Below are 25,853 nucleotides of genomic sequence, written 5' to 3'. Positions count from 1 at the left end.
ACAAGTGTGTCCCTTTTTTCATATCACACTATATCGATTTCCCGATGAGAATGATTTAACTTTCGAATTGATATTTGTTAAAAATAACAGCTGCTTACACAATGTGTTTTCAGCTCCCTTCAAATTGAGTATCCAACTCGGAAATATTGAGGATTCTCACTTTTTCGGTATACCCCATAACAAAGAATGGACAACTGAAAACCACTAACAAAATGAAAGCCCAGCCCTCAGGATGAGGCCACTTGGGTGTACAATAAGGATAAAATCAGATGCGTTTCACTTTAACTACGTTGGCCGTCTCGGTCGCGCTTGTCGCCGGATGCAGCAATCAAGGAATCCCCAGCATGACTCAATACTCCCAAACACAGATCGTTGCTCAACAAACTCAAGCTCCGGTTGCGAAAAAAGTCCCTCACGCGATGACTATTCATGGCGATACCCGCGTTGATAACTACTACTGGATGCGTGACGACGAACGTAAAGACCCTGAAATTTTACATCACCTAGAGAAAGAAAATCAGTACGCAGAAACCGTTCTAAAGCACACTGAAACATTTCAAGATACGCTATTTGAAGAAATTAAAGGGCGCATCGCAAAAGACGACAACTCTGTACCGGTTCGTAAAGGCAACTACTTCTACTCCAGTGAAGTGACCGGAGATAACGAGTACGAAGTCCATTTGCGAGCTAAAGACTTTGCAGGCAAAGACAAACAAATCATTTTAGATGTCAATGAACTAGCAAAAGAACATGAGTTTTTCAGTATCGGCGGCCTATACGTTAGTCCGAATGAAAACTTATTGGCGTATGGCGAAGACACATTAAGCCGCCGCGTGTACACCCTTAAGATCAAAGACCTGACAACAGGCAATTACCTACAAGATGAAATCGAAGGGGCCTCAAGCGCTGTCGCATGGCAGAACGATAACAACGCCTTTTACTACATCAAAAAAGATCCACAGACCTTATTGGGCTACCAAGTTTATCGTCATGTATTGGGCACACCACAAAGCAACGATGAGCTGATTTTTGAGGAAACCGACAGCGCCTATTACACCTCACTAAGCAAAAGCAAAGATGGCGAAGATATTTATATCTGGCATTCGAGTACAGAAACCAGTGGGGTCTCTATCATTGATGCGAACAACCCTAAAGCAAAGGCGAAACCGTTCTATCCTCGTGAAGATGGCATTGAATACAGTATTTCTAAGCTAGGCGATTGGTACTACATTTATACTAACTATCAAGCCGTCAACTTCCGTTTGATGAAAGTTCATCAAAATGACATGCATGACCGCTCTAAATGGCAAGATGTGATTGCCGCAGACGACAACACTCAACTTGTCGACTTCGAGTTATTCGATGATCACATCGTCTACGAGCAGCGCTCTAACGGCCTAGCAAGCGTCACTGTACGTCAGCTTTCAACAGGAAAAGAATTCCCCCTCACATTTAATGACGATGCGTTTGCTACCTATTTGACAGGTAACCTAGAGCTGGATAACGAAAAAGTTCGTATTTATTACAGCAGTTTAACCACTCCAGGAACCTACTACGATTTCGATCTAAAAACGGGCGAGTCAGAAATCATGAAGCAAACACCTGTACTTGGTGATTTTAATCCTGACAATTACCAATCAGAACGCATCATGGTCACAGCCCGTGACGGTAAAGAAGTACCCGTTTCTTTGGTGTATCGTAAAGACTTATTTAAGAAAGATGGTACGAATCCACTCTACCAATATGGTTATGGATCTTATGGCGCAACCATTGAGCCAACTTTCCGCTCGACACGTTTGAGTCTATTGGATCGCGGCTTTGTTTACGCCATTGCTCATATTCGTGGATCTGAAATGCTTGGCCGCCCTTGGTATGAAGACGGTAAAAAACTAACCAAGCAAAACACATTCAACGACTTTATTGATGTGACTAAAGGTTTGGTTGAACAAGGCTACGGCGCGAAAGATAAAGTCTTCGCTGTTGGTGGCTCTGCAGGAGGTCTCTTAATGGGGGCTATCATCAACCAAGCACCAGAACTGTACCGCGGTATCGGTGCACATGTTCCGTTTGTGGACGTGGTAACCACTATGCTCGATGAATCAATTCCATTGACCACCAATGAGTATGATGAATGGGGTAACCCAAATAACAAAACATACTATGACTATATGTTGAGTTACTCGCCTTACGACAACATCAAGGCGCAAAACTACCCGAACATGTTGGTAACGACTGGCTTGCACGACTCTCAAGTACAGTACTTTGAACCAATGAAGTGGGTCGCCAAACTTCGTGAAATGAAGACAGACGATAACGTTTTGTTGTTCAAAACCGATATGGAAGCCGGACACGGCGGCGCATCTGGTCGATTTAAGCGCTTAAAAGAAGATGCGCTAGAGTATGCCTTCTTCCTCGATTTACTCGATAAAGAATAAGCGTATTAATAGAACTGTATCTCTAACAACAAAAAATGCCCGCAAGTTGCGGGCATTTTTTATAGACGCACTCTCTAAACAAGGAGTGGGGTTACCTAAGCACAGAACGACCAGCGTCTCTTATAGCCAAAGGAAAGCAGAAAGAAAAACGCCTACTCACAACGAGTAGGCGTTAACACAATAAATGTGTTTAGGCAGTAGAAACTGGCCTATTTATTAGAAGTAGTAACGAGCACCTAGAGTCCAGTAGTCGTTCTCTTCATTGTTGTAGTCGTTACCTAGGTCAAACTGGTAACCAGCGAAAGTAACGAATGCAGGAGTTACTGCGTACTCTGCTTGTAGCGCAGTTTCGCTTGAAACTGTCTTGTTGTCTTTGTCGTCTTCTACACCTTCGTAGTTAACGCTGAACGTCCAATTGTTGACTCCGTACGCTAGTAGGCCCTCAATCTGAGTAGTTTCTTCACGCATCTCGTAGAAGTATTCGTTCATGCCGTATACAACAGCTGCGTACAGACCAGAGCCATACTCACCGTAATTTACAGAAACAAGGTGTGATTCAGCAGTTTTAGTACCTAGACCAGAATTCTCAACATCACCGCCGCTGTATACGTAGCCTAGACCAAAGCCCGCAACAGAGCCGCTCAGTGCGATTTGACCACGTTGGTCATACTTGCTGCCTTTAGAAACGTATTCTGGAAGACCTGTGTTAGGGTTTTGTTGTAATGATAGGCCTCTATCATCATTTTCACCTTGCCAACCAAGACCTAGGTTGAAAGCAAAACCTTCGCCAAACTCAAAGCTTTTACGGTAGCTGATCATTTTTTCAGCACGACCAGTACCTAGATTGTTGTGATTGTCGTACAAAAAGTCGTTCGCGAACGCGATTGGTAGATCCGCAACGCCAGCGACATCGTAGTACGGAGACCACTGTGTACCTCCCACTAAACGGCCAAACTGCTGGTGGGTCGCGCCGATGTAGCCCAAACGAGTTGAAAACGACTGGCTACCACCATTTAGGTAGTTAAGTGCCCATTCGCCTTTAGCGTCGATAGTGATACCGTTGCCAATGTCTTTCTTGCCCGCAACATTGATACGTGGAGACACTTGGTGAACTTTTACTTCTTCTTCGAAATACTCACCCACGCCAACTGAAACGTGACCGCCGATCGATAAAGATGTACCATCGCTGTTGTAAACTTCTGCTGCGAAGGCCTGTGAACCACATGCTAGTGCCGCCACTGCAACGGCTAGAGTTTTCATTTTCATTGTTAACATCCGTATAGTTGTTTGTACCGGTTCGCTTAGAAACAGATTAAATCCGAATCAATCGCAACGAACACATAACAAAGTAGTAATGAAATAGAAATGAAACAAACACTTTCTTATGCAACCAGTGGTATCAATGCTCACATTTTGAACTTAATCACAAAAAAATAGGGAACTTTTCACTCCCCATCATAAAATCTGTGGCTTTTTACGTGTCACATCTCCCAACGTGCGAGTGGCTTCTCAGTTTTGATACCGTTACTGCCCCAGCGGTCAATAACATCAATTTGCAGTATGCGGCTCGGTTTAATAAGCGATGTCAAGGTTTTCGACGGTCGTTTATCCGTCACTAACCATAGCGTTTTATCTTGTTCAAACTGAGCTTTTAAAGATAATTTGTCTTCTTCTGTCCACTCAAGTTCCGGCTTAAATTCGCGCCCAACCACAAACAATTGGTTGCCAGAGGCAAAGTCCTCTAATGACTCACTCATCAGTACCACTGAATCGATGCCTTTATCGAAGATCTCTGCCTGTTGTTGGTTGATCAGTTCACGCACATTGAGCATAAGAGCCTGTTGATTCGTTTGAATCGCCTTTTGGTGTTCAGGATATACACGTTGTAGATCCTCTCCAACAATGCCCGCCATTCGGATTAAGTTTGTAGGGTTCAGCCATGCGTACTTCGATGTTGACCCGTTTTCCAATGTCAGAACTGCAACTCCTTGAGCTCTAGGAGAAATGGCCTGCGATGCATCGATTTCAATCAAGTGAATGTTGCCCTGTCGAGCGTAAACATAAGTCGGGTCTTGTTTCCAAATCGCACCAAGAGTAATAGCAACCGTCGCGGCTTGACCCGCTTGCTTAACTTGCTCTGTACCTTTATTTGCGAACCAGTTCTCAAGACGCTCAACGCCGTAACGCTTTGGAGGCAGATACTGAGTCTCTATCCCTGTACCTTTCATGAGTTGCTCAGACAACATGTACGTGACGGGAGTGCTGGTTAAAATGTCTTTGGCGCTTGCCAACGATGGAAGTGTTGTCGCTATAACCAAACCAAAAGTTATCGCTAATTTTTTTATCTTCATGTTCATTACTTTATAAAAAGGGTTACGCTTTTTGGATAATTCGGTAAACCGTTGCTGTTAGGAAAAATGCCGCAGAAACAATGATGATGGATGCGCCTGATGGCACTGGTAGCTCAAGCTCCATCGGCAGTATGGTTCCTACTAAACACGCAATGGTTGCCAATAAAGAAGAAAGGAGAACAAAACTGCCCATGCGTTTAGTCAATAACCGAGCCGTTGCACCAGGAATCAGTAGCAATGCACCAACCAATACCGCGCCAATAATCTTTACCGCGGCGATGGTGACCAAGGTGATCATCATGACAAATAAGTAATCATAAAAGCTGGTATTAAAGCCGCGTACACGTGCAATATCCGGGCTGATACAAGTTAGCAAAATGCGGTTAAACGTTGGAATAAGAAGCAGTAATATGATCAAACAACTGATCGCTAAAATAAGGATATCGTTGTCCGTCACAGTCAAGATCGAGCCAAACAACACGTTCTCCAACATGTGAATGTTGATCTTGCGAGCAACGTACATTAACAGCGCAGCACCAACCGCTAACGCTAGTGCAAGAAAAACCCCAACCAGTGTGTCGTAAGGTACATTCGTACGATTACGAACAAAGTGAAGCAACAGCGCAAAAATCATACAAAAGCTAAACAATCCGATGATCGGATTCTCTGGCGGCTCACCGAGCAACACACCAATCGCGATTCCGGTAAGCGCAGCATGCCCAACCGCTTCAGAGAAAAAAGCCAGTCGCTTGGCGATGACTAATGTACCAAGACCACCAAGTAATGGTCCTAATATCAGCGCTGCAACAATTGCGTTCACCATGAAAGCATAAGAAAAGCTATCGCTTAACCATCCAGCTTCAACGCCGCTAACCGCTAACTCTCGCAACCAATCCATTATGCAGCCTCCACTTTTGCTGTGTAGTGCTTGAATAATGTTTCTATACGATCAGGGCTTAGCACATCTGAATGGTGTCCTGACGCCACAATTTGACGATTTACAACATGGACCTGCGCATCTAAACGGCGCACTGCGGTCACGTCATGGTGTACTGCCAGTACCGTTTTGCCTTCTCCAACGACTTCATGAATCAAACCTTCAAGATATCGAACACCTTGCTCATCCATGCCAGTTGTAGGTTCGTCTAAAACCAATAAATTGGGCTCATCCAGTAAAGCTTGCGCAAACAAAACACGCTGTTGCTCACCGCCAGAGAGTTGCCCCATACGACGGTCGCTACGCGTTGCCATACCCACGCGATCCAGCTGGGCCAGGGCATGTTGAGTTTGTTTCGTTTTACGTCGCCAAAATAGAGGGATACGAGTTTGGTTAAGCAGTACAAAATCCATCACGGTTAACGGGAGGCTTGCTTCAAACATCGCTTTTTGTGGCACATACCCTATCTTCCCCGATGCAGCTGATGGTTCTGGCCAATTGAGCGCTATGTTTCCCGAAAATGGCGTGAGTCCAAGTACCGAACGAAGCAAAGAGGTTTTACCACCGCCGTTCGGTCCCATAATCACGTGACATTTCGCGTTCTCGAATTCGGCGCTGATGTTCTGCAAAATGATATTGTCGGCGTATTTTAGGCCCACGTTACTTAAGGAAACGGAAGGTCCAGTCATTACGCCTTTTCCCCTGCTCGCTTACTCGCCACAAATTTCATGGCTTCGATTAGTGTTTCCACATTATCTCGCATCTCAACCTCGACTTTATCAGCCTCATACTCACCGTGAGTCATGTGAGAAAAGCGATAAAGCTGCACCCCGGTCGCCTCTTCGATGGTATCAACAAAGCGATTCGGCATATTGAGCTCATAAAACAGAACATCAATGCCCGATTCACGAATTTTCTCTATCGTTTCCTGTAGCTGACTTGCACTTGGTTCTACACCATGAGCAGGCTCAATGACAGCGGCAACGTCAACACCAAACTCCTGAAGGATATATCCGTAAGCATTGTGGGTTGTCGCCACCTTCATACCAGCCGTGTCCAACTCACCAAGAGACAACATTGCATCACGCTTCATCAGGCGAAATGTTTTCGCGTATTTACGAGCATTTTGGCGATAGAACGTAGCATTGTCTGGGTCCAGTTGGCTTAGCTCACTCGCGATGGTGTAAACCTTTTGAATGGTTGTTGATAGACCGACAAAGGTGTGAGGGTTCACTGCTCCTTGACCAACAGACTGCCCCATAGCGGGCAATAAAGGCACTTCTTTGTTCGCTTCGATAACCACGAGATCATCACGCTGAGAAGCCTTGATCACTTTCAGTGCAAAATCGTCATGACCAATACCATTGATCACTATTACGTCCATTTCATTTAAGCGCTTAAGATCATTAGGTTGTGGCAAATAGTTGTGAGGATTAAAACCAGCATCAACTAAAGGAACGATGTCCGCCTTCTCACCAACAACGGCTTTAACATAGCTGTAATAAGGTTGAAGCGTAATACCAATACTGAGTTTATCGGCAGCAAAGCCAGTAGAAGACACCGTCAATAACGCGGTGGCTGTAAGAATACGACGTAAAAGAGAGCGTTTGATCATAGTACTTATCAATTATGTTGTCTTAATGGGCGTGAGAATGAGAGGAAGAGTCTGACAGAACGATTTGTTTCCACCCGAAATCGTGGCGTTTAGCTAGATCGCTTAGTCCCTCCACATTTAACGAACGGCTAGAATCATTAAACCAAATATCAGCTTGAGAACTGCGGCTATCCAATAGCATGGAAGCAGAGCCTTGGGCACTGGTCTTCACGCCAATGTAGACACCGTCATCAATTCGTTGCCACTGATGAGAACCTTTACGCTTCCAGTTTTGGTCTTTCACGAACGGAGCAATCCAAAGCACCTCCATATCAGAGATCTCAGGCCAAGTTCCGGTATCTAACTGCAAATCACGAATCTCTTCATGAGCGAGCTTAAGCTCAGCGATCAACCCCAACTCATTTTGATGTAAATCCGTGATTAACACTTGATGAGACTGCATGTCTGGCTTTTCAGTCGCGACCTGATGGTAGGGCATAAGTATGGCTGCTGAACTGAGAATTGCTGCGATTGTCAGTGCGACCCACTTTCCTTCTCGGTTACCATCATCAGGGCGAACTTTCTGTACACTCATTTCTCTTTCAGCTCAACGATATCCACTTCCACCGGGCTTTCATGTCCGGCATCAAATACCAAATAGAAATCTGTTTCAGGGTGAGTAAATTCTGCGATGGAACGCTTATCTGTTTTTTCTTTGGCGATCAGATTGTCGTCGTAATCGTACATTTCGACATCGTAGTCGACCGCTGTCGATCCATCCGAGTAGCCCGCTTCACAAATCACTTTATCTTGCGCCAAGTGACAGCTCATCAGAGGAAAATGTGCAGCAGCGTGAAAGGACGCAAATCCAGAAAAAAACAAAACCGCTTTTAGAAGAGAAGTGTTATTCATGATAATTCCAAAATGGCCCAGCAATTGCTGAGCCTAATTCGATTAGTTAAGTTGAGTTTCAAACGTAAGATGAACATTGGCACTCGCTTTATCCGCCAATGGATTATCTTTTAATTCACCTTTGTAGTTCGCTTTCATTAAGTAGCGCCCGGCGACTTCTGGCGTGAAGATCACTTTGCCATCTTTATCGCTCACCACATCGATTTGTTCTTGATGGTTTCGGTACATGGTCCCTTCACGTGTAATCTCAGCAGTAACGCCCTCTTGTGGCTCTCCGTTAAAGAAAAACTGGAAAGTCACAGGCTCACCTTCAATGATGTCCGATGGATGCGTGATCGGTTTCATCTCCAGCATTTTGCCTTCAATCTCCAACGCTTTGTCCGTTGGCATACCAACCGTAATGTAGCTTTCTGCTCGGGTGTAACTTAGTTGAGTAACCACATCACGCGCTTGCTCAGGAAGCACGTCACCACGCTCAGCTTTGTTTGCTCGCGCCCATTTCACCGTATCACGACGGCCCGCTTTGTATTGTGTGTAGTAGCTCGGCTGATTATTAATCGCGACTTTGTGCGTGCCTTCTTCTGTAAAAAAGAAATCAAACATAGAGCGACGCTTGCCACGAACAACAAAGTTAGGACGCTCAGAGCGGCCATCCGGCATCACCACAAATGCCTGGTCACTACCCGCAGGCTTATCAAAAACAAACGTTCCGTGAGAGGCAGTAACATCAAATGTCAGCCAGTCACCGCCTTCTTTAGAAACCGTAAAGTGAGAGGGCAGAACCCAACGTGGATGTGCTTGTGCGGTGGTGGTTACAGCCAATCCCATTGCCATTACACTCGCCAATGCCACTGCTTTCATTTTGGTTTTCATTGTTGTGTCCTTTAATCACTTAACTTGATAATTGACGGTGATGACACCCGTCTCTTGTGTTGGTTTAAGCTCATAGCGTACGTCACTGTCCGCTAGCGTTATTTTTTGACGTAAGTAGTTTCGCCCACCGTGTTCACGAACGACTTCGACGTACAACGTGTAATTTCCTTGTTCCAAACGCTCCCCTGAGTCATTGGTTCCATCCCAGACAAAGCGGTATTGACCAGCAGGACGTGTTGCAGAAGTCACCGCATCAACAAGTTCACGATCATAACGACCCGTTTTTCTCCACCAGCTGCGTAGATCTTTTAACCATTCGTCTTTCCCTACCCATAACTGAATGGTTTTAACTGGTTTACGCTGATCGTTTTCAACCCAAACCGCCACATAAGGGCGTGCATACATTGAGGTATCTATCTTTGGAAGTTCGAGTTCGAAGTCGACCTTCGCGTTATCTGGTAGAGGCGCCGCGGAAAGAGAGAAAGGAGTAAAAGCCGCGATCAAAGCGGCTTTACAAAAGTGATTACGGCGGAAAAATCTTCCTGTGTTCAACATAAGTGTTCTCTAAAAAAGCTGTTATGGAACAGCAACAAAATAAATTACGAGCGACAGTAACGTACCAAAGCTCATCCATTGCATTGACGTTCTGAGCGTCTTCTTCTTAGGCAGTAACAAGCACACGCCTGTAAGAACAAAAAACACCATCAAAAGCGCAGTGACGTCGATAAACCACTTCCAAATCCCACCACTGTTGCGTCCTTTATGTAGATCGTTCAGCAGCGCAACAATACCGTAGTGCGTCGTTTCGACGTCTGCTGCACCAGTAGTCATATCAATAAAGACCGTAGCGTTATAACCCGGGCCTTTAAAATCCATAGAAAGCTCTCCGAGTAACAACTCACCTTGCTCAACTTCGGTATACACATCTAGTGCGGAGGGAGTGCCGCGAAGCTCGGTTTCTTTAGTCAAGAAAGCCACCAGCCCTTCACGATTAGGTTGAAAGGTATCTGAATGTGAGAATAAAACTGAGTGCGGAACCGTCAGAGTATGTTGTTGAATGATAGGTTCGCTGCGTTCAAACAATTCGGGGCGATTGAGGGTAATACCAGTTACTGCAAAAAACAGCGTAACTAAGAGAAGAGCCATCGAAATATAGATATGTAGGCGGCGAGCCCAAGTTTGAACACCTTTGCTTTTAAGCAACATAGAAACAATCATCACCAATAAATGTGGGGCATAATTTAGGTGATAATCATTCGTATTGGCATTTAATTTACATTGTTTACTTTAAACAAAAAAATACCCGAGACTGAGCTCGGGTATTTAATAAAAATGTTCGCTATGAGTTCTGCGTCGATTCTACTTTGCGTAGCTGAGATAGATACTTAACCCAACTTTTTGCCTGATTCGATGGCTTAATCTCATTCGCTCTTTTGGCATTAGCGAGCGCATCGTCAAACCGCTTAAGTTTGTAGTAAGCGCGAGTTTTGATAAGTGCAACATCCGCTTTACGACCTCTGACATTATCGAGCGCGGCAATGGCATCTTTATAATGGCCTTCTTGCACCAGCAGTTGAGAATAGTTCCAGTAATACTGCCTATCTAGCTGAGCTGCAATACGCCAGCTATCAATAGACTCTTCCCACTCTTTTGCCATTTGCCAATACGTTGCTTGCTGAGCTTTTAGCTTACTATTCGAGTTTACATCCTCTAGCTCGTTCATCACCAATGCAGCTCTCTCAGGAATACCTCGTTTCGCGTACAATTGTGCCAGCAGCTTTAAGTCATCTTGGCTAAGTTGTAACCCTTTCAGTTTTGCCAACGCCAAAGAGTCTAGGGCACGTTTGTTGTCATCAACCCGTAGATATAGAGCAACAAGCTGACGCCACCATTCAATTCGCTCAGGTTCAATCACTATTAAGCGTTTGATGGTCGAGATTGCCGGCTTCCACTTTTTCAGTTCTAGCTCAGCAGAAAGCTTTATCGACAATGCGCCAAGCTTGTCTGGCTGACCAAACTTCTCATAACGAGCCATTGCTGAAAGCACTTTTTGCCACTGACTCAGTTGATAATGAGATTGGGAAATACGCAGCCATAGTTCATGCGCTTTTTGACCTTTAGGAATGTTTTTGCTCAAGGCATAGTAATGAGGTAAAGCCTTAGAAAAACGTTGCTCGTTCAGCAGTATATCAGCCAACATTTTTCGGGTTTGCCATGCTTGCTCATCTTGTAGCAAACCACTATTGACTGCCAACTCAAGTTGCTTAATCGCCGCTTGAGTTTGCTCGTTCTGCCAGTAAAAAATACCCAACATTCGAGCGACATAAGCTTGGTCATATCCACGAGAAAGCTCCATAGCTTCAAGAGATGAAATCGCTTCTTTTAGTTTCTCCTCTTGAGCCAAGTTGTGTGCTCGTTGAACTCTCGCTGCGGTGTATTGGCTTAACTCACTGGCAATGGTTGAGAGTGCACTCAGGCTTAATACCGTACCGATTAAGAATTTTTTCATCATTTGGCTAACTTGAACTCCACTTTAGCGGTTTGTCCGAACTGCTCAATTGACACACCATCCTCAACTTTTGGCTGATACTTCCATTTTTTAAGCGCACGGATTGCTTCCCTTTCAAACATGCGCTCGGGCTCAGCCTCGATCACTTCAATATCTTTTGGTCGTCCAGTTGCATCGATCGTGAAACGCATAATGACATAACCTTCCACTCTACGTTTCAGCGCCTTACTTGGATAACGGGGATCAACACGATACAACGGCAGTGCTTGCTGGTTGCCCATTGTTCCCTTCAAGTTTGGGGCGCTAATCGCGATGCCTTCAAGGGCTGTGTTTAAACCTAAAGCACTGACTGGCGTCATCTGACTCATTGGTTCCATTTGAGTGTCAGCTTGAGACAGATCCATTGGCTCCGGCGCTTGAGGTGGTTCTGGTTGCTCCGGCACTGAACGTTGACGACGCTGTACGTCTGCTTCATTCTCTACCATCACCATATCAAAACGAACGGCTTCTGAAGCTTCTGGTGCACGCTGGTTGCCTTTATCAACCATCCACGCCATAAAGCTAAACAAGCTCACAGAAATTAACAGTGATGCTGGTAGTGCAAGTAACAGCCTGCCCATTAAGGTTTCTCCGCCGCCAATGCAATGTTCTTCACACCCGCCGCCTTTGCAGCGTCCATCACTTTCACGACAGTGCCATTGTAAGCATGCTCGTCAGCTTGGATAACTAACGAGGCATCAGGTTGATCAAGTAACAGGTGCTCAATAGAGGCCTCAACACGCTCAATATCAACCACTCGTTTGTCAATGTACACATCATTCGCTGCCGTTACTGCGATAAAAATGCCCGCGTCTTTTTGACTTACTACATTAGAAGCCTGGGGGCGATTCACTTCTACACCGGATTCACGTACAAACGAACTGGTCACAATGAAGAAGATCAACATGATGAAGACGATATCAAGCATCGAGGTTAAATCGACTTGAGCTTCATCTTGTTGGTTAGGTCTGCGTCCGAGTCTCACTTTTGACTCCTTAAAGATTGTTCTAACTGGATAGCTTTTCGTTCACACACTTTGCTAAGGCGAGCATGAATAAACATGCCCGCAAGCGCTGCTACCATACCTGCCATGGTTGGCAGCGTAGCAAGTGAGATACCAGAAGCCATCAATTTCGGATTGCTGCTGCCTTGCGATGCCATTACGTCAAACACCGTAATCATGCCTGTCACCGTCCCTAACAACCCTAGCATTGGGCAAACCGCCACAAGTAGCTTAATAGTCGATAGGTTTTGGCGTAGTTCGATTTGCGCTTTTGCAATCCATCCTTCACGGATTTGATGCGCGTACCAAGAGTGGTGCTCTGATCTTGCGTGCCACTGCTCACAAAGCTGTTTTTTTACCCCAGGGAAAACCGTTGTGAGATAAATAACTCGCTCCATAACCAACAGCCAGCACACCGCCACGACGGCGGCCAGCCACCATAGGATTTGACCACCTTGCTGCATAAAGCTCGTCAAGGTTGTGGCCCAATCCTCACTGATCAAACCCAATGTGCTGAGTAGGATCTGCTCCATTACGCTGCGTTCTCCGCTAAGGTGTTAGAGTGACTTTTGTTATTCGGCATATCACGCTCAGCTTGTTCTGCAACTAAACCGATGCCTTGTTTTTCTAAGATACTGCGAATATTTTCTGCTTGAGAGCTCAATACGTTGTGCGCTAATAGCAAAGGCATGGCTGAAACAAGGCCAAGTACGGTAGTCACAAGTGCCATCGAAATGCCACCCGCCATTACTTTCGGATCACCATTACCAAATTGAGTGATGACTTGGAAGGTTTCGATCATACCCGTTACCGTGCCTAGTAGGCCAAGCATAGGAGCTAGAGCAGCAAGAAGCTTAAGCATCGACAACCCTTTTTCTAGGTGGGTTTGCTCATCAACAACGGCTTCCAAAAGACGTAGTTCTAACGCTTCTACGCTGCGATGCTTGTCTTTCTGGTATACCGCAAGCACGCGACCCAAAGGGTTGTTTCCTGGCTGCGCTGGGGTTTTCAGTTGCTTCATGATTTTCTGGCGCGAAATCATCAGAGATGCACCACGTACGAGCGCAATCAATAGGCCGATAGCCAATAAACCAAGGATGATTTTGCCGACAACGCCACCCGCATTTAGGCGATCAGCCAAAGTCGGTGAGTTTGCGAGCTGCTCAAGAAGAATGCCACGTGACGGATCTATGACAAGCGCATCAATGTCACCAGAGGAAATAGTATTCGCTGTTGGACCGCTTTCAGGCTGACGAAGATAGTTTACCGCATCTCCGCGTTGACCATTCCACTTAACGTAGCCAGTGTCATCCAGCAGCGCCATAGAACCAAGACGAACACCACTAACCGTTTGTTCACGGCCCTCGCCATTTAGCAGTGTGAAAGAGACGTTTGCCATTTCACCGCTTGCTTTGATTTGTTCTTCCATGCTGCGCCACATCGCCTGAAGTTGGGTCAACGTTGGCAGTGATTTAGCCGCAACAATAGCATCGATATCTTTCTGATATGAGTTTGCATCTACACCGGTTACTGAGCTTTTTAGCTCAGACTCTAGCTCTTTTGCGTTCTGGCGAACGACGCCAAATAACTCACCTAGGCTCCCGGTTTCTAGACGCAACTTTTCTTCTAGCTGTGCCAGTTCTGCTTCATTTTCACCGAAGGTAACACTTAATGAGTCCGCCTCTGCTTGAAGAGCAGCACGCTCTGCCACCAATTTATTCTTTATAGCCTGTAGGTCTTGCTCTGTTTGCTTAAAACCTGATTCACGCGCGACATTGTGCGATTGCTGTTGACGATTTTCTTGCTGCGCCTTTTGTAACAACGCATCACTAGCAAAAGTTGTATAAGGCATTAATGCGGCTGTCGAGATTAATGCAACCGATAACCATTTTTTCATCATTTATTTGCCCTCCGCAGCGGTTAACGACACTGGCAGAGTTAACATACTCGGCGCGATCTGTTTATTCGCCATAGCGAACGCTTTGTCTAGCTCTGATTTTTGCTCAGAACCCACTTGTTGCCATGCTTGTTGTTGCTGTGACCAGCTCCAAAATGTGTCACCAGATAAGCTACGCGCTACCAAAGACAAACGGCCTAAATAGAGAATGTCCGCCTCCACAGCTTCATTGTCACCCAGGTTAATCTTGCCTTGGTAAACGCCAAGCTTGGTGCCGTAATCCATTTCAATTTGGTACGCTTCTAAAATACGACGAAACTTCTCTGCATCCGCAACGTCTGCACGCGTCATCATGGAATCCAGCTTTGCAATTCGCTCCTCACGTTGCGCTTTGCGTATAGGCTTGTCGTTAGCGACGAGCACTTTTAAGCCCTCAAGCATGTGATACATTAAAGGCACGACACCTTGACGAGTTTGAGCAATCTGTTCAATTTGCTCGTTCAAGCTATCAACTTCTTGATTTTGGCTCTCAACAAGGCTTGCAAGATGATCGCGATAAATCTTCAAGTTACCGACTTCTTCTTGCAGCTGCTCAATTTCAGCTTCTAGAGTAAGTGATTTTTCTGCGCTTGCATCAATACGTTTTTGGCTTACCGCCGACGACTGGTTTGTTTTACTCTGCACAGCTTGTGCATCGTTTAAGTTCGCCGCGTGAGCGGGAATCAAAACCGATGATATCAACAGAGCGATACTTGATTTCATTAGATTCATACGAGTTATATTTCTGTGTTCCAAAAACGACCAAAGGGGAAGACTACCCTTCCCCTTTAATAATCAAATTGTTATCAGTACTTGAACTGGATTGTTGCCATGTAGTTGCGGCCTTCTCCAACCACAACCCCACTCGCACCTTTTTGCTCGCTATTCGTGCTACCACCACCTGCGAAGTAGTCGGTATCGAATAAGTTCTCGACATTGAATCGAGCAATGATATCCAAGTTTTCATCGTACTTATGTTTGTATGACACGCCCATATCAACGCGAGCGTAGCCATCTTTCTTGAAGGTATTCGCCGCATCACCGTAGCGATCACCTTCATAAATCAAACCAAGGTTTAGGTTCGTATTGTCCTGAACCTTGTAGCTAGACCATAGACTTGCTGAAAACTCTGGCACATCTACAGGGCGGTTGCCTTCATATCTTTCTGCCTTCTTAAGCTCTGCATCCAAGTACATTGCAGAAGCGGTTAGCGACAACTCAGGGGTCACAAAACCTTGGGCCATTAGCTCAGCACCTTTGTGTACTTGCTCACCACCTTGAGTTTTCTTATGTAGAACTTTATTACTAGCATCTTTACCACTTTCAACATCCAGCGACATGTTCTCTAATGTGATATCAAACACAGCACCAGATACAAATAAACGCTGATCAAACAGTTCCCACTTAGTTCCGATCTCGTAAGAGATACCACGCTCAGCGTCGAGTTTCTCACCTTCATTGATGTAGGTACGACTACCGTTGCTGACTTCACCTTGAGGCATGAAGCTTTCAGAATACTGAACGTAAACCGAGCCATTCGTCGATGGGTGGAATATCACACCTAACTTTGGAGAAACTTGGTTTTCGGTCAGTTCATCATCACGCTTTTCGTCATAACGAACGCCTGCAAGCACTTGCCAGTAGTCATTAATCGTCATCATATTTTGCGCGTAGATACCCCAAGTGTCGTGCTCGCTTGTGGACTGTTTAACTTTCCCAGAGTAGCCAGGACGAGGCACTGTCTGACCGGCTTCTATACTTATAGGGTTGTAATACTTTTGGAAACGGTCATAGGTATACTCTAGGTAGTTCGCACCTACCAAAAACGTGTTATCTGTACCAAACAAAGAAAAGTCCGTCGTCACATCTATATATGCAGTATCAAACACCCAATTATCTTTGCGTTCGTTACCAGAATGGTCGATCTTAGTATCTTGGTCATAAGTTTCGAAACCTGGGTAAGACTCCACATCAAAACGCTTAAAGTCTTGACGGTTGTAACCTGCTTTTACGTTCACGTTATCCGTGACTTGCGCATTAATATCGACACCGTAGTTTTCTACTTCGTTATCAATTTCAGACCACTGCGCATCCCAAATGTACTTATCACCGCGAACCGCTTTGCCATCAACAATGTATGCGCCAGAGTCTACGCTACCATCGTCTTTCGTGCGATCGTAATGAGCCGATACCATAAAGTTGTCGGTGATGTCGTACTCAACCACTAAGCCCGCTACCGTACGATCTGTTTTAGGCTCAGTGCCATCACCGTATCTGCGCCAAGAGCCGTAGCTTTCTTTGGCAAAAATTGCGCGCGCACGCAGTGTCTCTGCATCATTTAGCGCGCCACTCACATCAAGCACAGTGCGTGAGTGATCATTCGAACCTAGATCTTGACTCAAACTTGCTTGTGTTTGAGTTGTTGGTTTTTTCGAAACCATGTTTACCAAACCACCCGGCTCAGATTTACCGTATAGCAGACCTGATGGACCTTTAAGCACTTCAACACGCTCTAAAAGCTCAATTGGCTGACGGTAGTGTGACCAGTGTTGACGACCATCACGAAGAAAACCGTCTGAACTGCTAAGTTCAAAACCACGTAGAGAGAAACGTTCGCGGTTACGGCTTGTACCACCCGCGCTAACACTTGCATCGTTACGTAGCACTTCACCAAGTGTACTTGCACGCTGCTCATCAATTACCGTTTCATCGATAACCGCTACTTGTCCCGGCGTTTCCAGCTGCGTCATTTCCATGCGCATTGCTGTACTGTTTGTATCTGCCTTGTAGCCGAACTCTCGACCTTCTACAACTACATGTTCGTCTGTTTGAACTTCCGCCACTGCAGGTGTTGCTAACACTGCACCGATCACTAACGCCAAATGGCTCTTAGTAAACATATCCTTTCACTCCGATTATTATTTTTCGGGTCACATACTTGTTGAATGCGATTCCCTCTTAATTATTTCGCGGGTGAATATAAGTGATAAGTATTACCATTTGCATTAAATTTACATTCTTTGCATTTGCAAACTTTTGTAAAGTACTCTCTGATGATGCGCCATTATAATGTGACTTTAGTCACAAAAATTACGACTTAATCATACTTATTGCTTGAACACTAAAGTAACCCTCAGACCACCTTGCTCACGGTTTTTCGCCGTAACTGCTCCACCCATAATACGCATGGATTCTTTGACAATCGCAAGACCTAAACCGTAGCCACCAAGCTTTTTATCTCTAGAAGCATCTAAGCGTGTAAACGGATCAAAAATATCGACCAGCTTGTTCTCTGGAATACCAGGCCCATCATCAGATACTGACATGGTGGTGAACTGCTGCCCTTCTTTGACATAATTTTCCAGAGAAACTTCTATCTGAGCTGCTTGTCCTGAATATTTAATGGCATTACCAATAAGATTGTTCAAACAACGAATGACGAGCGTTTCTTCACAAAAAGCTTTAGCACATACAGCTTCTGAGCGGAAAGACAACGTCTGTTCTGACTTCAAATCTATTTTGCAACGCTCTACTTGCGGGGAGAGCAAAACTTCTAAATCACAGCGTTTCGTGGCTTTGTCGAAGCGCGCATTTTCCAAGCGACTGAACTCCAATATATCGCTGATCAAATGGTTTAGCTCTTTTGCTTCATCTTCTAGCCTTGTCACTAGGCTTTGCTCACTTTCTCCAACACGCTTTCGCAAAAGATGCAGAACCAAGTTCTGCCTCGCTAACGGCGTTCTCAATTCGTGAGAGACATCTCTTATAAGCAGTCGCTGCTTTTCAGCGAGAGAATGAATCTGTTGCGTCATGTGATCGAAATCTTGCGCTAACTCGTTAAACTCACGCGTGCTCGACTTCAGCTCTTTCACGACACTAACATTAAAATCGCCATTAGATAGCTTTTTGCTTGCTTCTCTCAATCGATCCAATGGTTGCTGTAAGTTACGTGCCATTAGCAGCGAAAAGAGCGCCAAAATAACCACTGCAATCACGACTTTGAGAATAGAGAAATACAGAATGAAGTCATTTGCAGGGTGCAGTCGATGTGGCAACTGAATCACTAAAGTATTGCCATGAACTAAAGGAATATTGATGATGGGGCGATTCACTTTCCCCTCAAGTTGATCATCGATGCTTCTCTTAAATTGAAGTTTGAACTCGAAGTGCGGATGCATCAGACGGTGCGTAACTGGTTGCTGATGTTCATTCAACACAAATAAATAAAAGTTTTGCGCATTTGCCCAGTCAGCAAGTTCGTCCATGTCTCCGTGCTCAATCAATACGTTAGCTTGATGTGCAAGGTCTAGCATTTCTTCTCGCACACTATCGGGCACTTTCAACATGGCTTTCACCAGAGCTTGTTCCGCTAAGGATTGCACGACCAAAATGCTAATGACAATTGCGGTCATGCAACTAAATAACTTGAACGCTAAGCTGTCTTTACGTTTTGCAATAAAAGGTGGACACCGGAGCTTCATTAACAGTTTACAGCCTCTAAATAACTGTAACCTTTGCCACGGAAGGTTTTGATATGTTGCTTGGAAAGCCCCGCTTCAACTAACTTGCGACGTATGTTACTGATGTGCATATCAAGGTTGCGATCAAAAGGACTCAGCTCTTTCTTTAACACTTCAGTTTGAAGCTCTGCTTTTGAAATCACGACTCCTTGGTTTTTTACCAAGTAGCTCAATAGTTCAGCTTCCGTACTTGTGAGGGGTAAGCTATTAAGCTGGTCACTGATCGTTTGAACGGTACTACACATCGTCTGACGTTGACGTTCCAAGCCAACACGACGAAGAATCGCTTTGATGCGCATTAGAAGCTCAGCGACATTAAAGGGCTTTCCGATATACTGATCGGCCCCCGCTTGGTAACCATCAAGCATCGAGTTTTCATCGTTGAGAGCGGTAAGCATTAGGATAGGTGTCGCGAAGCGCTGACAGATCCTACGAGCAACTTGCATACCGTTAAGGTTTGGTAACATGACATCAAGCAATACAAGATCTACAGGCGTTTTTTCCATATATTGCAGCGCACTTTCACCGCAATGTACAGAAGAGACGATGTAGCCCTCCTCTTGCAAAACCGCTTCTAACAGCTCACACAAAGGAACGTCATCATCGACTATCAAAACTCGTGACATTACCACTCACCATTCAAATAAAAATGGTTCGCATTTTATTACTCATTTACCAATTAAACAACTAACACTCTAATGCTTTAAGTCCACAGGACTCAGTCCAAGAAGCAGCAACGTGCCATTAGAGTTTAATGTTCACTTTTACTAAAGGTTCCTAACAATATGCACCTAGATATATCTTCATAGAAAAAACGAGTACAATCTGGCAACCGCAAAGCAAAAGATAAAGCGAATGGAAACGTTATTAATTGGTCACCGTGGCGTGGCAGGTTCATACCCTGAGAATACAAAAATAAGCATTCAGGCAGCCATTGACCTGGGGTTGAAGTGGGTGGAAGTGGATATACAGCCTACCAAAGATAATGTTTTAGTGGTTTGCCATGATCATACCGTCAATCGATGCAGCAATGGACAAGGGCGTGTTGATGAGCTCACCCTGGAAGACTTAAAAGCATTAGATTTCGGTAGTTGGTTTAGCACAGACTTTTCAGGCGAGAAGATCGTGACACTAGATGAACTGCTCACTTTAGCTACTGAGAATAAGCTTAACTTGAATATCGAAGTTAAAGTAGACAACCATCCAGCGGAAGAAGTGGCGCAGACTCTCGCCAATGCGTTAACAAAAAGTCCAATGCCGCAAGAGAATGTACTCCTATCGAGCTTTAGTCATGACGTCATTAGAGCGATGCACAAATACTGCAGTGGCTACCGATTGGGTGTGTTAAGTGAATTCTTTACGAGAAAAGATAAACGCCTTTTGGAAGAAGTTAGTGCCTATAGCTGCAACCTAAATATTAACTGGGTTCGTACTCGCCAGATAAACAAACTCCAACAAGCCGGTTACAAAGTGATGTGCTATACGGTGAACAATCCAAATAAACTGAAATACCTACCTCAATTAGACGGTATTTTTAGTGATCATCCACAGCGCTTTATGCCATAGCCTATAAGAGCCAGAACATTAAAGGGGACCTTTTATTACCACTCAATCTGAATTGGTGTCCCCATCTCGACAAGCTGGATAAATTCGTCCATCTCCTCGTTGGTAATCGCAATACACCCATTAGTCCAATCAAAACTTTGGATGTAAATCGGCAACTGACTCTCACCGTTTTTTAAGCCATGAATTTTGATGTTCCCTCCAGGGGACACACCTCGGCGCTTCGCTTCCAACGTATCAATCGCATCAGGGTAACTGATATGCACAGAACGATAAAAAGCAGAGTCCTCTATAACATAATCTAGAGTGTATTCGCCCTCTGGCGTGCGATTGTCTCCCTCTTCTTGTTTATGTCCTTGCGGGTTCGCTCCTAAAGCAATTCGGTATTCTTTTAGCACTGCTCCTTGTTCCATCAAATACATTCGACGCTTAGACTTGTCGACTTTAACAAGGTCAACAGCTGCGTGAGTGCCCGAAGCAAACACACAACACAAGAACATAGAGAACCATTTTACTGACATTGTCGTAACGCCTAAGCTAATAAAGTGAACAAGAAAAGAGCGATAATGCTAGTCAGTTAATGCTCGTAAAGCAAACAGTATCTAATGCGGAACCGTAAGATAGCACTCGCTGAAAGGCGTACTTCTTATCGTTATTTGATACAACAAAGTCAAAGAGAAGATTTCTCTATTCATTACGGCTAAGTTGCATTACTTTATAAGCATATTTATTTATAAAGTCCGTACTTTTTGAGAGGGAACCATGATTAACATTGCTTTTTTTAGTGCAAAATCCTACGACGAAGCCTCTTTTAATAAAATTAAAAATAACCGCGATTTTGAATTTCACTATCACGACTTCCGACTAACCGAAAAAACAGCCAAGATGGCGCACGGCAGTGATGTTGTATGTGCGTTCGTTAATGATGATCTTTCAGCTCCTGTCCTTAAACAGCTTTCTCTGGGCGGGACCAAGCTTATTGCTATGCGCTGCGCGGGATATGATAAAGTTGATCAACAAGCAGCCAAAGAACTAGGCTTACAAGTGGTTCGAGTTCCTGCTTACTCACCAGAAGCAGTGGCAGAGCACACGGTTGGTTTAATGATGTGCCTAAACCGCCGCCTTCACAAGGCCTACCAACGCACACGTGACGCCAACTTCTCGCTAGAGGGTCTTGTTGGCTTTAACTTTTACGGAAAAACTGTTGGTGTTATTGGTACGGGTAAGATTGGTATCGCGACGATGCGTATCTTCAAAGGGCTTGGCATGGAGCTGCTTTGCTACGACCCCTACGAAAACCCATTAGCGCTAGAAATGGGAGCCCGTTACTGTTCGCTTGAAGAAATCTACGCTAATGCGGATATTATCTCTCTCCATTGTCCAATGAGTGAAGAAAACTATCACTTATTGAACGAAAAAGCCTTCGCGCAAATGAAAGATGGTGTAATGATCATTAACACCAGTCGAGGCGAGTTGCTAGATTCACTAGCGGCGATAGAAGCGTTGAAACAAGGTAAGATTGGTGCGCTTGGCCTAGACGTGTATGACAATGAAAAAGACTTATTCTTCCAAGATAAATCTAACGATGTCATTGTAGATGATGTTTTCCGCCGTTTATCGGCTTGTCATAACGTGCTGTTTACTGGCCACCAAGCATTCTTGACTCACGAAGCACTTAATAATATTGCCTCTGTGACGCTTGATAACGTCGAAGCCTTTTTCTCTGGTAACGTATCGGGCAATGAACTGATTAACTAAAGCCAGACAATCGAGAAGTATAGTAGAGCGTGTGATCTCAGCTATGCTATACTTCTCGACTATTTAAAATTTGAGCCAAATTACCATGAGCATAAAAACTGATATTCAAAAGCTGCACAACCGTTTAGATACATGCCAACGTAAACTTGATGCGGCACGTTCTCGTGGTGATCACGAAATGATTACAAAGTTCACGGATGAAGTAGAACAGCTTACCAAAAAGCTTAACCAGTTAAAGCACAAGCAAAACTATGAGCTGAACAAAGAACGTAAAAGCTTACTTGATATGCCTTTCTCTCGTGAAATCACCAAAGCAGAACAAGCGGACATCGGCAAACTGAAAAAACGCGTACGCGGCTTAGTAATCGTTCACCCATTAACAAAAGTTGGTAAAGAACTTCGCCTTGATGTGATGACAGGCTTTGCGCCAAAAGAGTTTTAAAACTCGCATTAACATTTATGGAGCCCAAGCATTTGCTTGGGCTTTTTATTTTGTACTGCTTCATTAGATTTCATCGAAATATCAATCCATAAGCTATTAAAAAGGCCAGCGACAAAAGCCACTGACCAAATTCAAAATGCCAGTCTGCATTACTCGCCTACGACAGTTGCTGCAACTTGTGCTCCACAACGGGGTCATTCGGAACTAACTGCTGAGCCACTTCCAAAAGTTGTACTGCATCTTGCGGATTGTCATGCTCATGCTTCATCGCAATATCAACAAGTGGCTGAATATCGATTTGCGCTTGATGCTCCTTCACATGTTCTTTCTTTTCTTCAATTAACACATTATGAGCGGTACTCAGTAAGTTCAAACGATGCTGTGAACTCGCATTCGCCTTGTTAAGGCACTGATAGTAATCTTCTTTTAATCGCAGCGTTTTAGTCTGATGACGAAACTGCGCTATATCTATCTTCTGATAACGTATAAAGTCTACAGCCACTTGCTTATAAAAACCGAATTTATTCAAATACGTCGCGTGGGTACCATGTCCCATCCCGAAGACTCTTAAGTGAGTGAGCTCTGGGTAGCGTTTGGCGTGAAGGCGGTCGATTTCATTAGTTGGATCATAAATGATGTAGCCTTTTGCATCGCCAAGGTCAAGGTCGTGATACTTTCCTTCCCAATCAAATTGTTGGGCTAGTTCAGTACTTGGCCTATCATCCCATGGCACCAAAACTCTGTTTTTTGTGCTGACCGGGTGAAACATCAATACTTGATCCAACTTTAATAGATTGGAAAAGGCACCAATAGCAAAACCACCGCGGCTAAGCCCATAACCTAAACGACATTCAAAAGGCTCAAGTAAAGTTGATAGCTGCTCTAGAAAGAAAATCAAATTACGGCTGCGAAACCAGTTACTTTTCCCAAGATGCTGAAATGAAATAATATTTACTTTTTGTTTCTGGGCTAAGCGATAACCCCAAGGCGCAAAGTCTGAGTGTAAGTCCTGTACTTGTAGATTCGTACCAGCAGGGGAAAAGGTGAACAACAACGGTTTATTGCGGTCGACAAACTCATACTTAACAAATACATCATCAAGTAAGTCCTCCCCGGACATCGGTAGCCTGGTTTGCTGTTCTTCACGAGAAAGAGCCAGCCATTCATCCAACCAGTACAGTAACTTCATTAATCCTCCATCTAAATTGCGCCTAGCAATTGTGTTAAAAATCTAGTTTTTAGTGTGTGATCATCTCCCCCTGGTTACAGGGGACTCTGATATCAGTCCTCTTTTAAAACAAAGCGTGAATTTGCTTATTAAATTGGTCAATATCTAAGGTTTGATGGCGAACAAACTCCTGCGCCACCAGATTAAAAAATTCTAATTTATCTAATTGTGTGGATTGAGTGCCGTGTCCCATACCGACAACTTTTAAATGGGTAAGCTCTGGATAACGTTCAGCATGAAGACGATCAATGCGATTGGATGGGTCATAAATAATATAACCTTTGGCATTGCCCAAATCTCGATCATGGTAGCCGCTTTCCCAAGCAAACTGCTGAGCAAGCTCAGTACTCGGCCGATCATCCCAAGGCACTAACGCTTTATTTTTAGTGCTAACAGGATAAAACAACAAAAGATGTTCTAGTTTCAGCAAGTTAGCGAACGCGCCAATTGCAAAGCCACCTCGACTTTGCCCATAACCCAAACGACATTTGAAGGGATGAAGCAACTCAGATAGCTGCTCCAGAAAGAAAATCAAATTCCGACTACGGAACCAATTACTTTGTCCTAAATGTTGAAAGGCAATAATGTTTACTTGTTGTTGTATTCCGAGCTCGTAGCCCCAAGGAGAAAAATCCGGAGTTAAATCTTGTACCTGCACATCAGTACCGGAAGGAGAAAATGTAAACAACAATGGCTTGTTAAGATCGACGAGTTCATACTTCACAAACACATCATCAAGTAAATCGTAGCCAGAGATAGGTAAAGCCATCTCTTGTTCTTGTTGAGTAAGAGCTTGCCATTCATCTAACCAGTAAAGTAGCTTCATTTTTTCTCCAAGTGCATCCGCAGTATTTAGACTGGAACTCTATCAAAATGCGTTTAAGCATCCCACGTTGAGACTTAAGAAAGCTCTATTTGAAGCCCAAATGAGACGTATGGAAATGTCTTCGATTGAAGGTATTACTGCGTAAACTAAACCCAAAGTAGGTACGCAAAAACTTGGAGAAAGAGCTAGAGAAAAATCAATTAGAAGTTTCGATAACAGCGGTTAAAAAAACAGCAGATAAAAAAAACCGCTGTAAGAACAGCGGTTTTTTTAAAAGTGGCGGAGAGATAGGGATTTGAACCCTAGATACGCTATTAACGTATGCCGGTTTTCAAGACCGGTGCTTTCAACCACTCAGCCATCTCTCCACAAATTGTCACTAAAACTTAGTCTTATACTATTGATGCTAATTTTTAGTTTTGCCTTCAGTTATCTCAATTAAAGAGAACTTGAAAGCGATGTTTAAAGCCTGGCGATGTCCTACTCTCACATGGGGAAGCCCCACACTACCATCGGCGCTATTTCGTTTCACTTCTGAGTTCGGCATGGAAATCAGGTGGGTCCAAAACGCTATGGTCGCCAAGCAAATTCTTTAATCTGGAAAGCTGTTTTTTTAATTCTCGTTCTTACACATTCAATGTTCTTTCATTGAGTCCATCAAAACCCCTTGGGTGTTGTATGGTTAAGCCTCACGGGCAATTAGTACAGGTTAGCTCAACGCCTCACAACGCTTACACACCCTGCCTATCAACGTCGTAGTCTACGACAACCCTTTAGGATACTTAAAGTATCAGGGAGAACTCATCTCAAGGCTCGCTTCCCGCTTAGATGCTTTCAGCGGTTATCGATCCCGAACTTAGCTACCGGGCAATGCGTCTGGCGACACAACCCGAACACCAGAGGTTCGTCCACTCCGGTCCTCTCGTA

The 25,853-nt window shown here is 44.4% G+C and carries 26 protein-coding genes, 1 tRNA gene and 2 rRNA genes; 4 read left to right on the top strand and 25 right to left on the bottom strand.

The window, feature by feature from the left end; genetic code table 11:
* Window positions 1–269: 269 nt before the first annotated feature.
* Entirely contained in the window at window positions 270–2,435 is a 2,166-nt protein-coding gene (locus tag R8269_RS00145; protein ID WP_318222411.1) for a S9 family peptidase, read from the top strand.
* Between the two features lie 216 nt (window positions 2,436–2,651).
* On the opposite strand, the gene R8269_RS00140 is transcribed toward R8269_RS00145, so the two are convergent.
* The 19 genes from R8269_RS00140 to R8269_RS00050 form a co-directional block, all read right to left on the bottom strand.
* Window positions 2,652–3,701: a porin gene (locus R8269_RS00140; RefSeq protein ID WP_005374238.1), complete on the bottom strand. Its 1,050-nt coding sequence runs from the start codon at window positions 3,699–3,701 to the stop codon at window positions 2,652–2,654.
* Window positions 3,702–3,916: 215 nt separating this feature from the next.
* A complete protein-coding gene (locus tag R8269_RS00135) occupies window positions 3,917–4,786 on the bottom strand; it encodes a metal ABC transporter solute-binding protein, Zn/Mn family (RefSeq protein ID WP_005374240.1) in 870 nt (289 codons plus the stop codon).
* A gap of 22 nt (window positions 4,787–4,808) precedes the next feature.
* Window positions 4,809–5,684: a metal ABC transporter permease gene (locus tag R8269_RS00130; RefSeq protein ID WP_005393560.1), complete on the bottom strand. Its 876-nt coding sequence runs from the start codon at window positions 5,682–5,684 to the stop codon at window positions 4,809–4,811.
* Window positions 5,684–6,412, bottom strand: coding sequence for a metal ABC transporter ATP-binding protein (locus R8269_RS00125; protein ID WP_017635536.1), 729 nt, complete (start codon window positions 6,410–6,412; stop codon window positions 5,684–5,686). The genes R8269_RS00130 and R8269_RS00125 overlap by 1 nt, the downstream gene beginning before the upstream one ends.
* Window positions 6,412–7,338, bottom strand: coding sequence for a metal ABC transporter solute-binding protein, Zn/Mn family (locus R8269_RS00120; RefSeq protein ID WP_005374249.1), 927 nt, complete (start codon window positions 7,336–7,338; stop codon window positions 6,412–6,414). The genes R8269_RS00125 and R8269_RS00120 overlap by 1 nt, the downstream gene beginning before the upstream one ends.
* A 22-nt stretch (window positions 7,339–7,360) precedes the next feature.
* The gene (locus R8269_RS00115) at window positions 7,361–7,912 is read right to left on the bottom strand and encodes a DUF6162 family protein (RefSeq protein WP_005374250.1); all 552 of its coding nucleotides are present in this window, start codon (window positions 7,910–7,912) and stop codon (window positions 7,361–7,363) included.
* Window positions 7,909–8,229, bottom strand: a complete 321-nt coding sequence (locus tag R8269_RS00110; protein ID WP_191115967.1) for a hypothetical protein — start codon at window positions 8,227–8,229, stop codon at window positions 7,909–7,911. Before R8269_RS00110 ends, R8269_RS00115 begins: the two co-directional genes overlap by 4 nt.
* A gap of 42 nt (window positions 8,230–8,271) precedes the next feature.
* Window positions 8,272–9,102 carry a DUF4198 domain-containing protein gene (locus R8269_RS00105; RefSeq protein WP_005374252.1) on the bottom strand — a complete coding sequence of 277 codons (831 nt, stop codon included), beginning with the start codon at window positions 9,100–9,102 and terminating at the stop codon, window positions 8,272–8,274.
* A 15-nt stretch (window positions 9,103–9,117) separates the two neighbouring features.
* A complete protein-coding gene (locus R8269_RS00100; RefSeq protein WP_025768071.1) occupies window positions 9,118–9,657 on the bottom strand; it encodes a DUF2271 domain-containing protein in 540 nt (179 codons plus the stop codon).
* A gap of 21 nt (window positions 9,658–9,678) precedes the next feature.
* Window positions 9,679–10,308: a PepSY-associated TM helix domain-containing protein gene (locus R8269_RS00095; RefSeq protein WP_005374254.1), complete on the bottom strand. Its 630-nt coding sequence runs from the start codon at window positions 10,306–10,308 to the stop codon at window positions 9,679–9,681.
* Between the two features lie 133 nt (window positions 10,309–10,441).
* Window positions 10,442–11,614 (bottom strand): tetratricopeptide repeat protein, encoded by a 1,173-nt coding sequence (locus tag R8269_RS00090; protein ID WP_005374255.1) that lies wholly within the window; start codon window positions 11,612–11,614, stop codon window positions 10,442–10,444.
* Window positions 11,611–12,231 carry an energy transducer TonB gene (locus tag R8269_RS00085; protein WP_005374256.1) on the bottom strand — a complete coding sequence of 207 codons (621 nt, stop codon included), beginning with the start codon at window positions 12,229–12,231 and terminating at the stop codon, window positions 11,611–11,613. The genes R8269_RS00090 and R8269_RS00085 overlap by 4 nt, the downstream gene beginning before the upstream one ends.
* Window positions 12,231–12,635, bottom strand: a complete 405-nt coding sequence (locus R8269_RS00080) for an ExbD/TolR family protein (protein WP_005374257.1) — start codon at window positions 12,633–12,635, stop codon at window positions 12,231–12,233. The genes R8269_RS00085 and R8269_RS00080 overlap by 1 nt, the downstream gene beginning before the upstream one ends.
* Window positions 12,632–13,186 (bottom strand): MotA/TolQ/ExbB proton channel family protein, encoded by a 555-nt coding sequence (locus R8269_RS00075; protein WP_005374258.1) that lies wholly within the window; start codon window positions 13,184–13,186, stop codon window positions 12,632–12,634. The genes R8269_RS00080 and R8269_RS00075 overlap by 4 nt, the downstream gene beginning before the upstream one ends.
* Window positions 13,186–14,553, bottom strand: coding sequence for a MotA/TolQ/ExbB proton channel family protein (locus R8269_RS00070; RefSeq protein WP_042523423.1), 1,368 nt, complete (start codon window positions 14,551–14,553; stop codon window positions 13,186–13,188). The genes R8269_RS00075 and R8269_RS00070 overlap by 1 nt, the downstream gene beginning before the upstream one ends.
* Window positions 14,554–15,321, bottom strand: a complete 768-nt coding sequence (locus R8269_RS00065) for a DUF3450 domain-containing protein (RefSeq protein ID WP_005374260.1) — start codon at window positions 15,319–15,321, stop codon at window positions 14,554–14,556.
* Between the two features lie 74 nt (window positions 15,322–15,395).
* A complete protein-coding gene (locus R8269_RS00060; protein ID WP_005374262.1) occupies window positions 15,396–17,489 on the bottom strand; it encodes a TonB-dependent siderophore receptor in 2,094 nt (697 codons plus the stop codon).
* Window positions 17,490–17,696: 207 nt separating this feature from the next.
* Window positions 17,697–19,070, bottom strand: a complete 1,374-nt coding sequence (locus tag R8269_RS00055; protein ID WP_025768074.1) for a sensor histidine kinase — start codon at window positions 19,068–19,070, stop codon at window positions 17,697–17,699.
* Window positions 19,070–19,735 (bottom strand): response regulator transcription factor, encoded by a 666-nt coding sequence (locus R8269_RS00050; protein ID WP_017635544.1) that lies wholly within the window; start codon window positions 19,733–19,735, stop codon window positions 19,070–19,072. Before R8269_RS00050 ends, R8269_RS00055 begins: the two co-directional genes overlap by 1 nt.
* A 229-nt stretch (window positions 19,736–19,964) precedes the next feature.
* Here R8269_RS00050 and R8269_RS00045 point away from each other — a divergent pair, with 229 nt between their 5' ends.
* Complete coding sequence (locus tag R8269_RS00045; protein WP_017819703.1) at window positions 19,965–20,675, top strand: glycerophosphodiester phosphodiesterase family protein; 711 nt, start codon at window positions 19,965–19,967, stop codon at window positions 20,673–20,675.
* Between the two features lie 35 nt (window positions 20,676–20,710).
* Here R8269_RS00045 and R8269_RS00040 read toward each other — a convergent pair whose 3' ends face one another.
* Window positions 20,711–21,193: a L,D-transpeptidase family protein gene (locus R8269_RS00040; protein WP_005374271.1), complete on the bottom strand. Its 483-nt coding sequence runs from the start codon at window positions 21,191–21,193 to the stop codon at window positions 20,711–20,713.
* 241 nt (window positions 21,194–21,434) lie between these two features.
* Here R8269_RS00040 and R8269_RS00035 point away from each other — a divergent pair, with 241 nt between their 5' ends.
* Window positions 21,435–22,430: a 2-hydroxyacid dehydrogenase gene (locus R8269_RS00035; protein ID WP_005374273.1), complete on the top strand. Its 996-nt coding sequence runs from the start codon at window positions 21,435–21,437 to the stop codon at window positions 22,428–22,430.
* A gap of 85 nt (window positions 22,431–22,515) precedes the next feature.
* On the top strand, window positions 22,516–22,872 hold the full coding sequence (locus tag R8269_RS00030) for a YibL family ribosome-associated protein (RefSeq protein ID WP_005374274.1): 357 nt from the start codon (window positions 22,516–22,518) through the stop codon (window positions 22,870–22,872).
* A gap of 157 nt (window positions 22,873–23,029) precedes the next feature.
* Here the strand turns inward: R8269_RS00030 and R8269_RS00025 are convergent, their stop codons facing one another.
* The 5 genes from R8269_RS00025 to R8269_RS00005 all read right to left on the bottom strand — a co-directional run.
* Window positions 23,030–24,061 (bottom strand): hypothetical protein, encoded by a 1,032-nt coding sequence (locus R8269_RS00025; protein ID WP_025768076.1) that lies wholly within the window; start codon window positions 24,059–24,061, stop codon window positions 23,030–23,032.
* A gap of 103 nt (window positions 24,062–24,164) precedes the next feature.
* Window positions 24,165–24,926, bottom strand: coding sequence for a hypothetical protein (locus R8269_RS00020; RefSeq protein WP_005374276.1), 762 nt, complete (start codon window positions 24,924–24,926; stop codon window positions 24,165–24,167).
* Window positions 24,927–25,203: 277 nt separating this feature from the next.
* Window positions 25,204–25,294, bottom strand: a tRNA-Ser gene (locus tag R8269_RS00015).
* Window positions 25,295–25,393: 99 nt separating this feature from the next.
* Window positions 25,394–25,510, bottom strand: a 5S ribosomal RNA gene (gene rrf, locus R8269_RS00010).
* 94 nt (window positions 25,511–25,604) lie between these two features.
* Window positions 25,605–25,853: ribosomal RNA gene (locus tag R8269_RS00005) — 23S ribosomal RNA — on the bottom strand; the annotation flags it as partial.

This window comes from Vibrio sp. Vb0667, assembly GCF_033391095.1.
Note: the sequence above shows the minus strand (reverse complement) of the source record. Positions and strands in the feature narration are given on the sequence as shown.

Coding starts and splice junctions, on each gene's coding strand:
- R8269_RS00145 (WP_318222411.1), top strand. CDS start 270: ATGCGTTTCACTTTAACTACGTTGGCCGTCTCGGTCGCGCTTGTCGCC.
- R8269_RS00140 (WP_005374238.1), bottom strand. CDS start 3,701: ATGAAAATGAAAACTCTAGCCGTTGCAGTGGCGGCACTAGCATGTGGT.
- R8269_RS00135 (WP_005374240.1), bottom strand. CDS start 4,786: ATGAAGATAAAAAAATTAGCGATAACTTTTGGTTTGGTTATAGCGACA.
- R8269_RS00130 (WP_005393560.1), bottom strand. CDS start 5,684: ATGGATTGGTTGCGAGAGTTAGCGGTTAGCGGCGTTGAAGCTGGATGG.
- R8269_RS00125 (WP_017635536.1), bottom strand. CDS start 6,412: ATGACTGGACCTTCCGTTTCCTTAAGTAACGTGGGCCTAAAATACGCC.
- R8269_RS00120 (WP_005374249.1), bottom strand. CDS start 7,338: ATGATCAAACGCTCTCTTTTACGTCGTATTCTTACAGCCACCGCGTTA.
- R8269_RS00115 (WP_005374250.1), bottom strand. CDS start 7,912: ATGAGTGTACAGAAAGTTCGCCCTGATGATGGTAACCGAGAAGGAAAG.
- R8269_RS00110 (WP_191115967.1), bottom strand. CDS start 8,229: ATGAATAACACTTCTCTTCTAAAAGCGGTTTTGTTTTTTTCTGGATTT.
- R8269_RS00105 (WP_005374252.1), bottom strand. CDS start 9,102: ATGAAAACCAAAATGAAAGCAGTGGCATTGGCGAGTGTAATGGCAATG.
- R8269_RS00100 (WP_025768071.1), bottom strand. CDS start 9,657: ATGTTGAACACAGGAAGATTTTTCCGCCGTAATCACTTTTGTAAAGCC.
- R8269_RS00095 (WP_005374254.1), bottom strand. CDS start 10,308: ATGTTGCTTAAAAGCAAAGGTGTTCAAACTTGGGCTCGCCGCCTACAT.
- R8269_RS00090 (WP_005374255.1), bottom strand. CDS start 11,614: ATGATGAAAAAATTCTTAATCGGTACGGTATTAAGCCTGAGTGCACTC.
- R8269_RS00085 (WP_005374256.1), bottom strand. CDS start 12,231: ATGGGCAGGCTGTTACTTGCACTACCAGCATCACTGTTAATTTCTGTG.
- R8269_RS00075 (WP_005374258.1), bottom strand. CDS start 13,186: ATGGAGCAGATCCTACTCAGCACATTGGGTTTGATCAGTGAGGATTGG.
- R8269_RS00070 (WP_042523423.1), bottom strand. CDS start 14,553: ATGATGAAAAAATGGTTATCGGTTGCATTAATCTCGACAGCCGCATTA.
- R8269_RS00065 (WP_005374260.1), bottom strand. CDS start 15,321: ATGAATCTAATGAAATCAAGTATCGCTCTGTTGATATCATCGGTTTTG.
- R8269_RS00060 (WP_005374262.1), bottom strand. CDS start 17,489: ATGTTTACTAAGAGCCATTTGGCGTTAGTGATCGGTGCAGTGTTAGCA.
- R8269_RS00055 (WP_025768074.1), bottom strand. CDS start 19,070: ATGAAGCTCCGGTGTCCACCTTTTATTGCAAAACGTAAAGACAGCTTA.
- R8269_RS00050 (WP_017635544.1), bottom strand. CDS start 19,735: ATGTCACGAGTTTTGATAGTCGATGATGACGTTCCTTTGTGTGAGCTG.
- R8269_RS00045 (WP_017819703.1), top strand. CDS start 19,965: ATGGAAACGTTATTAATTGGTCACCGTGGCGTGGCAGGTTCATACCCT.
- R8269_RS00040 (WP_005374271.1), bottom strand. CDS start 21,193: ATGTCAGTAAAATGGTTCTCTATGTTCTTGTGTTGTGTGTTTGCTTCG.
- R8269_RS00035 (WP_005374273.1), top strand. CDS start 21,435: ATGATTAACATTGCTTTTTTTAGTGCAAAATCCTACGACGAAGCCTCT.
- R8269_RS00030 (WP_005374274.1), top strand. CDS start 22,516: ATGAGCATAAAAACTGATATTCAAAAGCTGCACAACCGTTTAGATACA.
- R8269_RS00025 (WP_025768076.1), bottom strand. CDS start 24,061: ATGAAGTTACTGTACTGGTTGGATGAATGGCTGGCTCTTTCTCGTGAA.
- R8269_RS00020 (WP_005374276.1), bottom strand. CDS start 24,926: ATGAAGCTACTTTACTGGTTAGATGAATGGCAAGCTCTTACTCAACAA.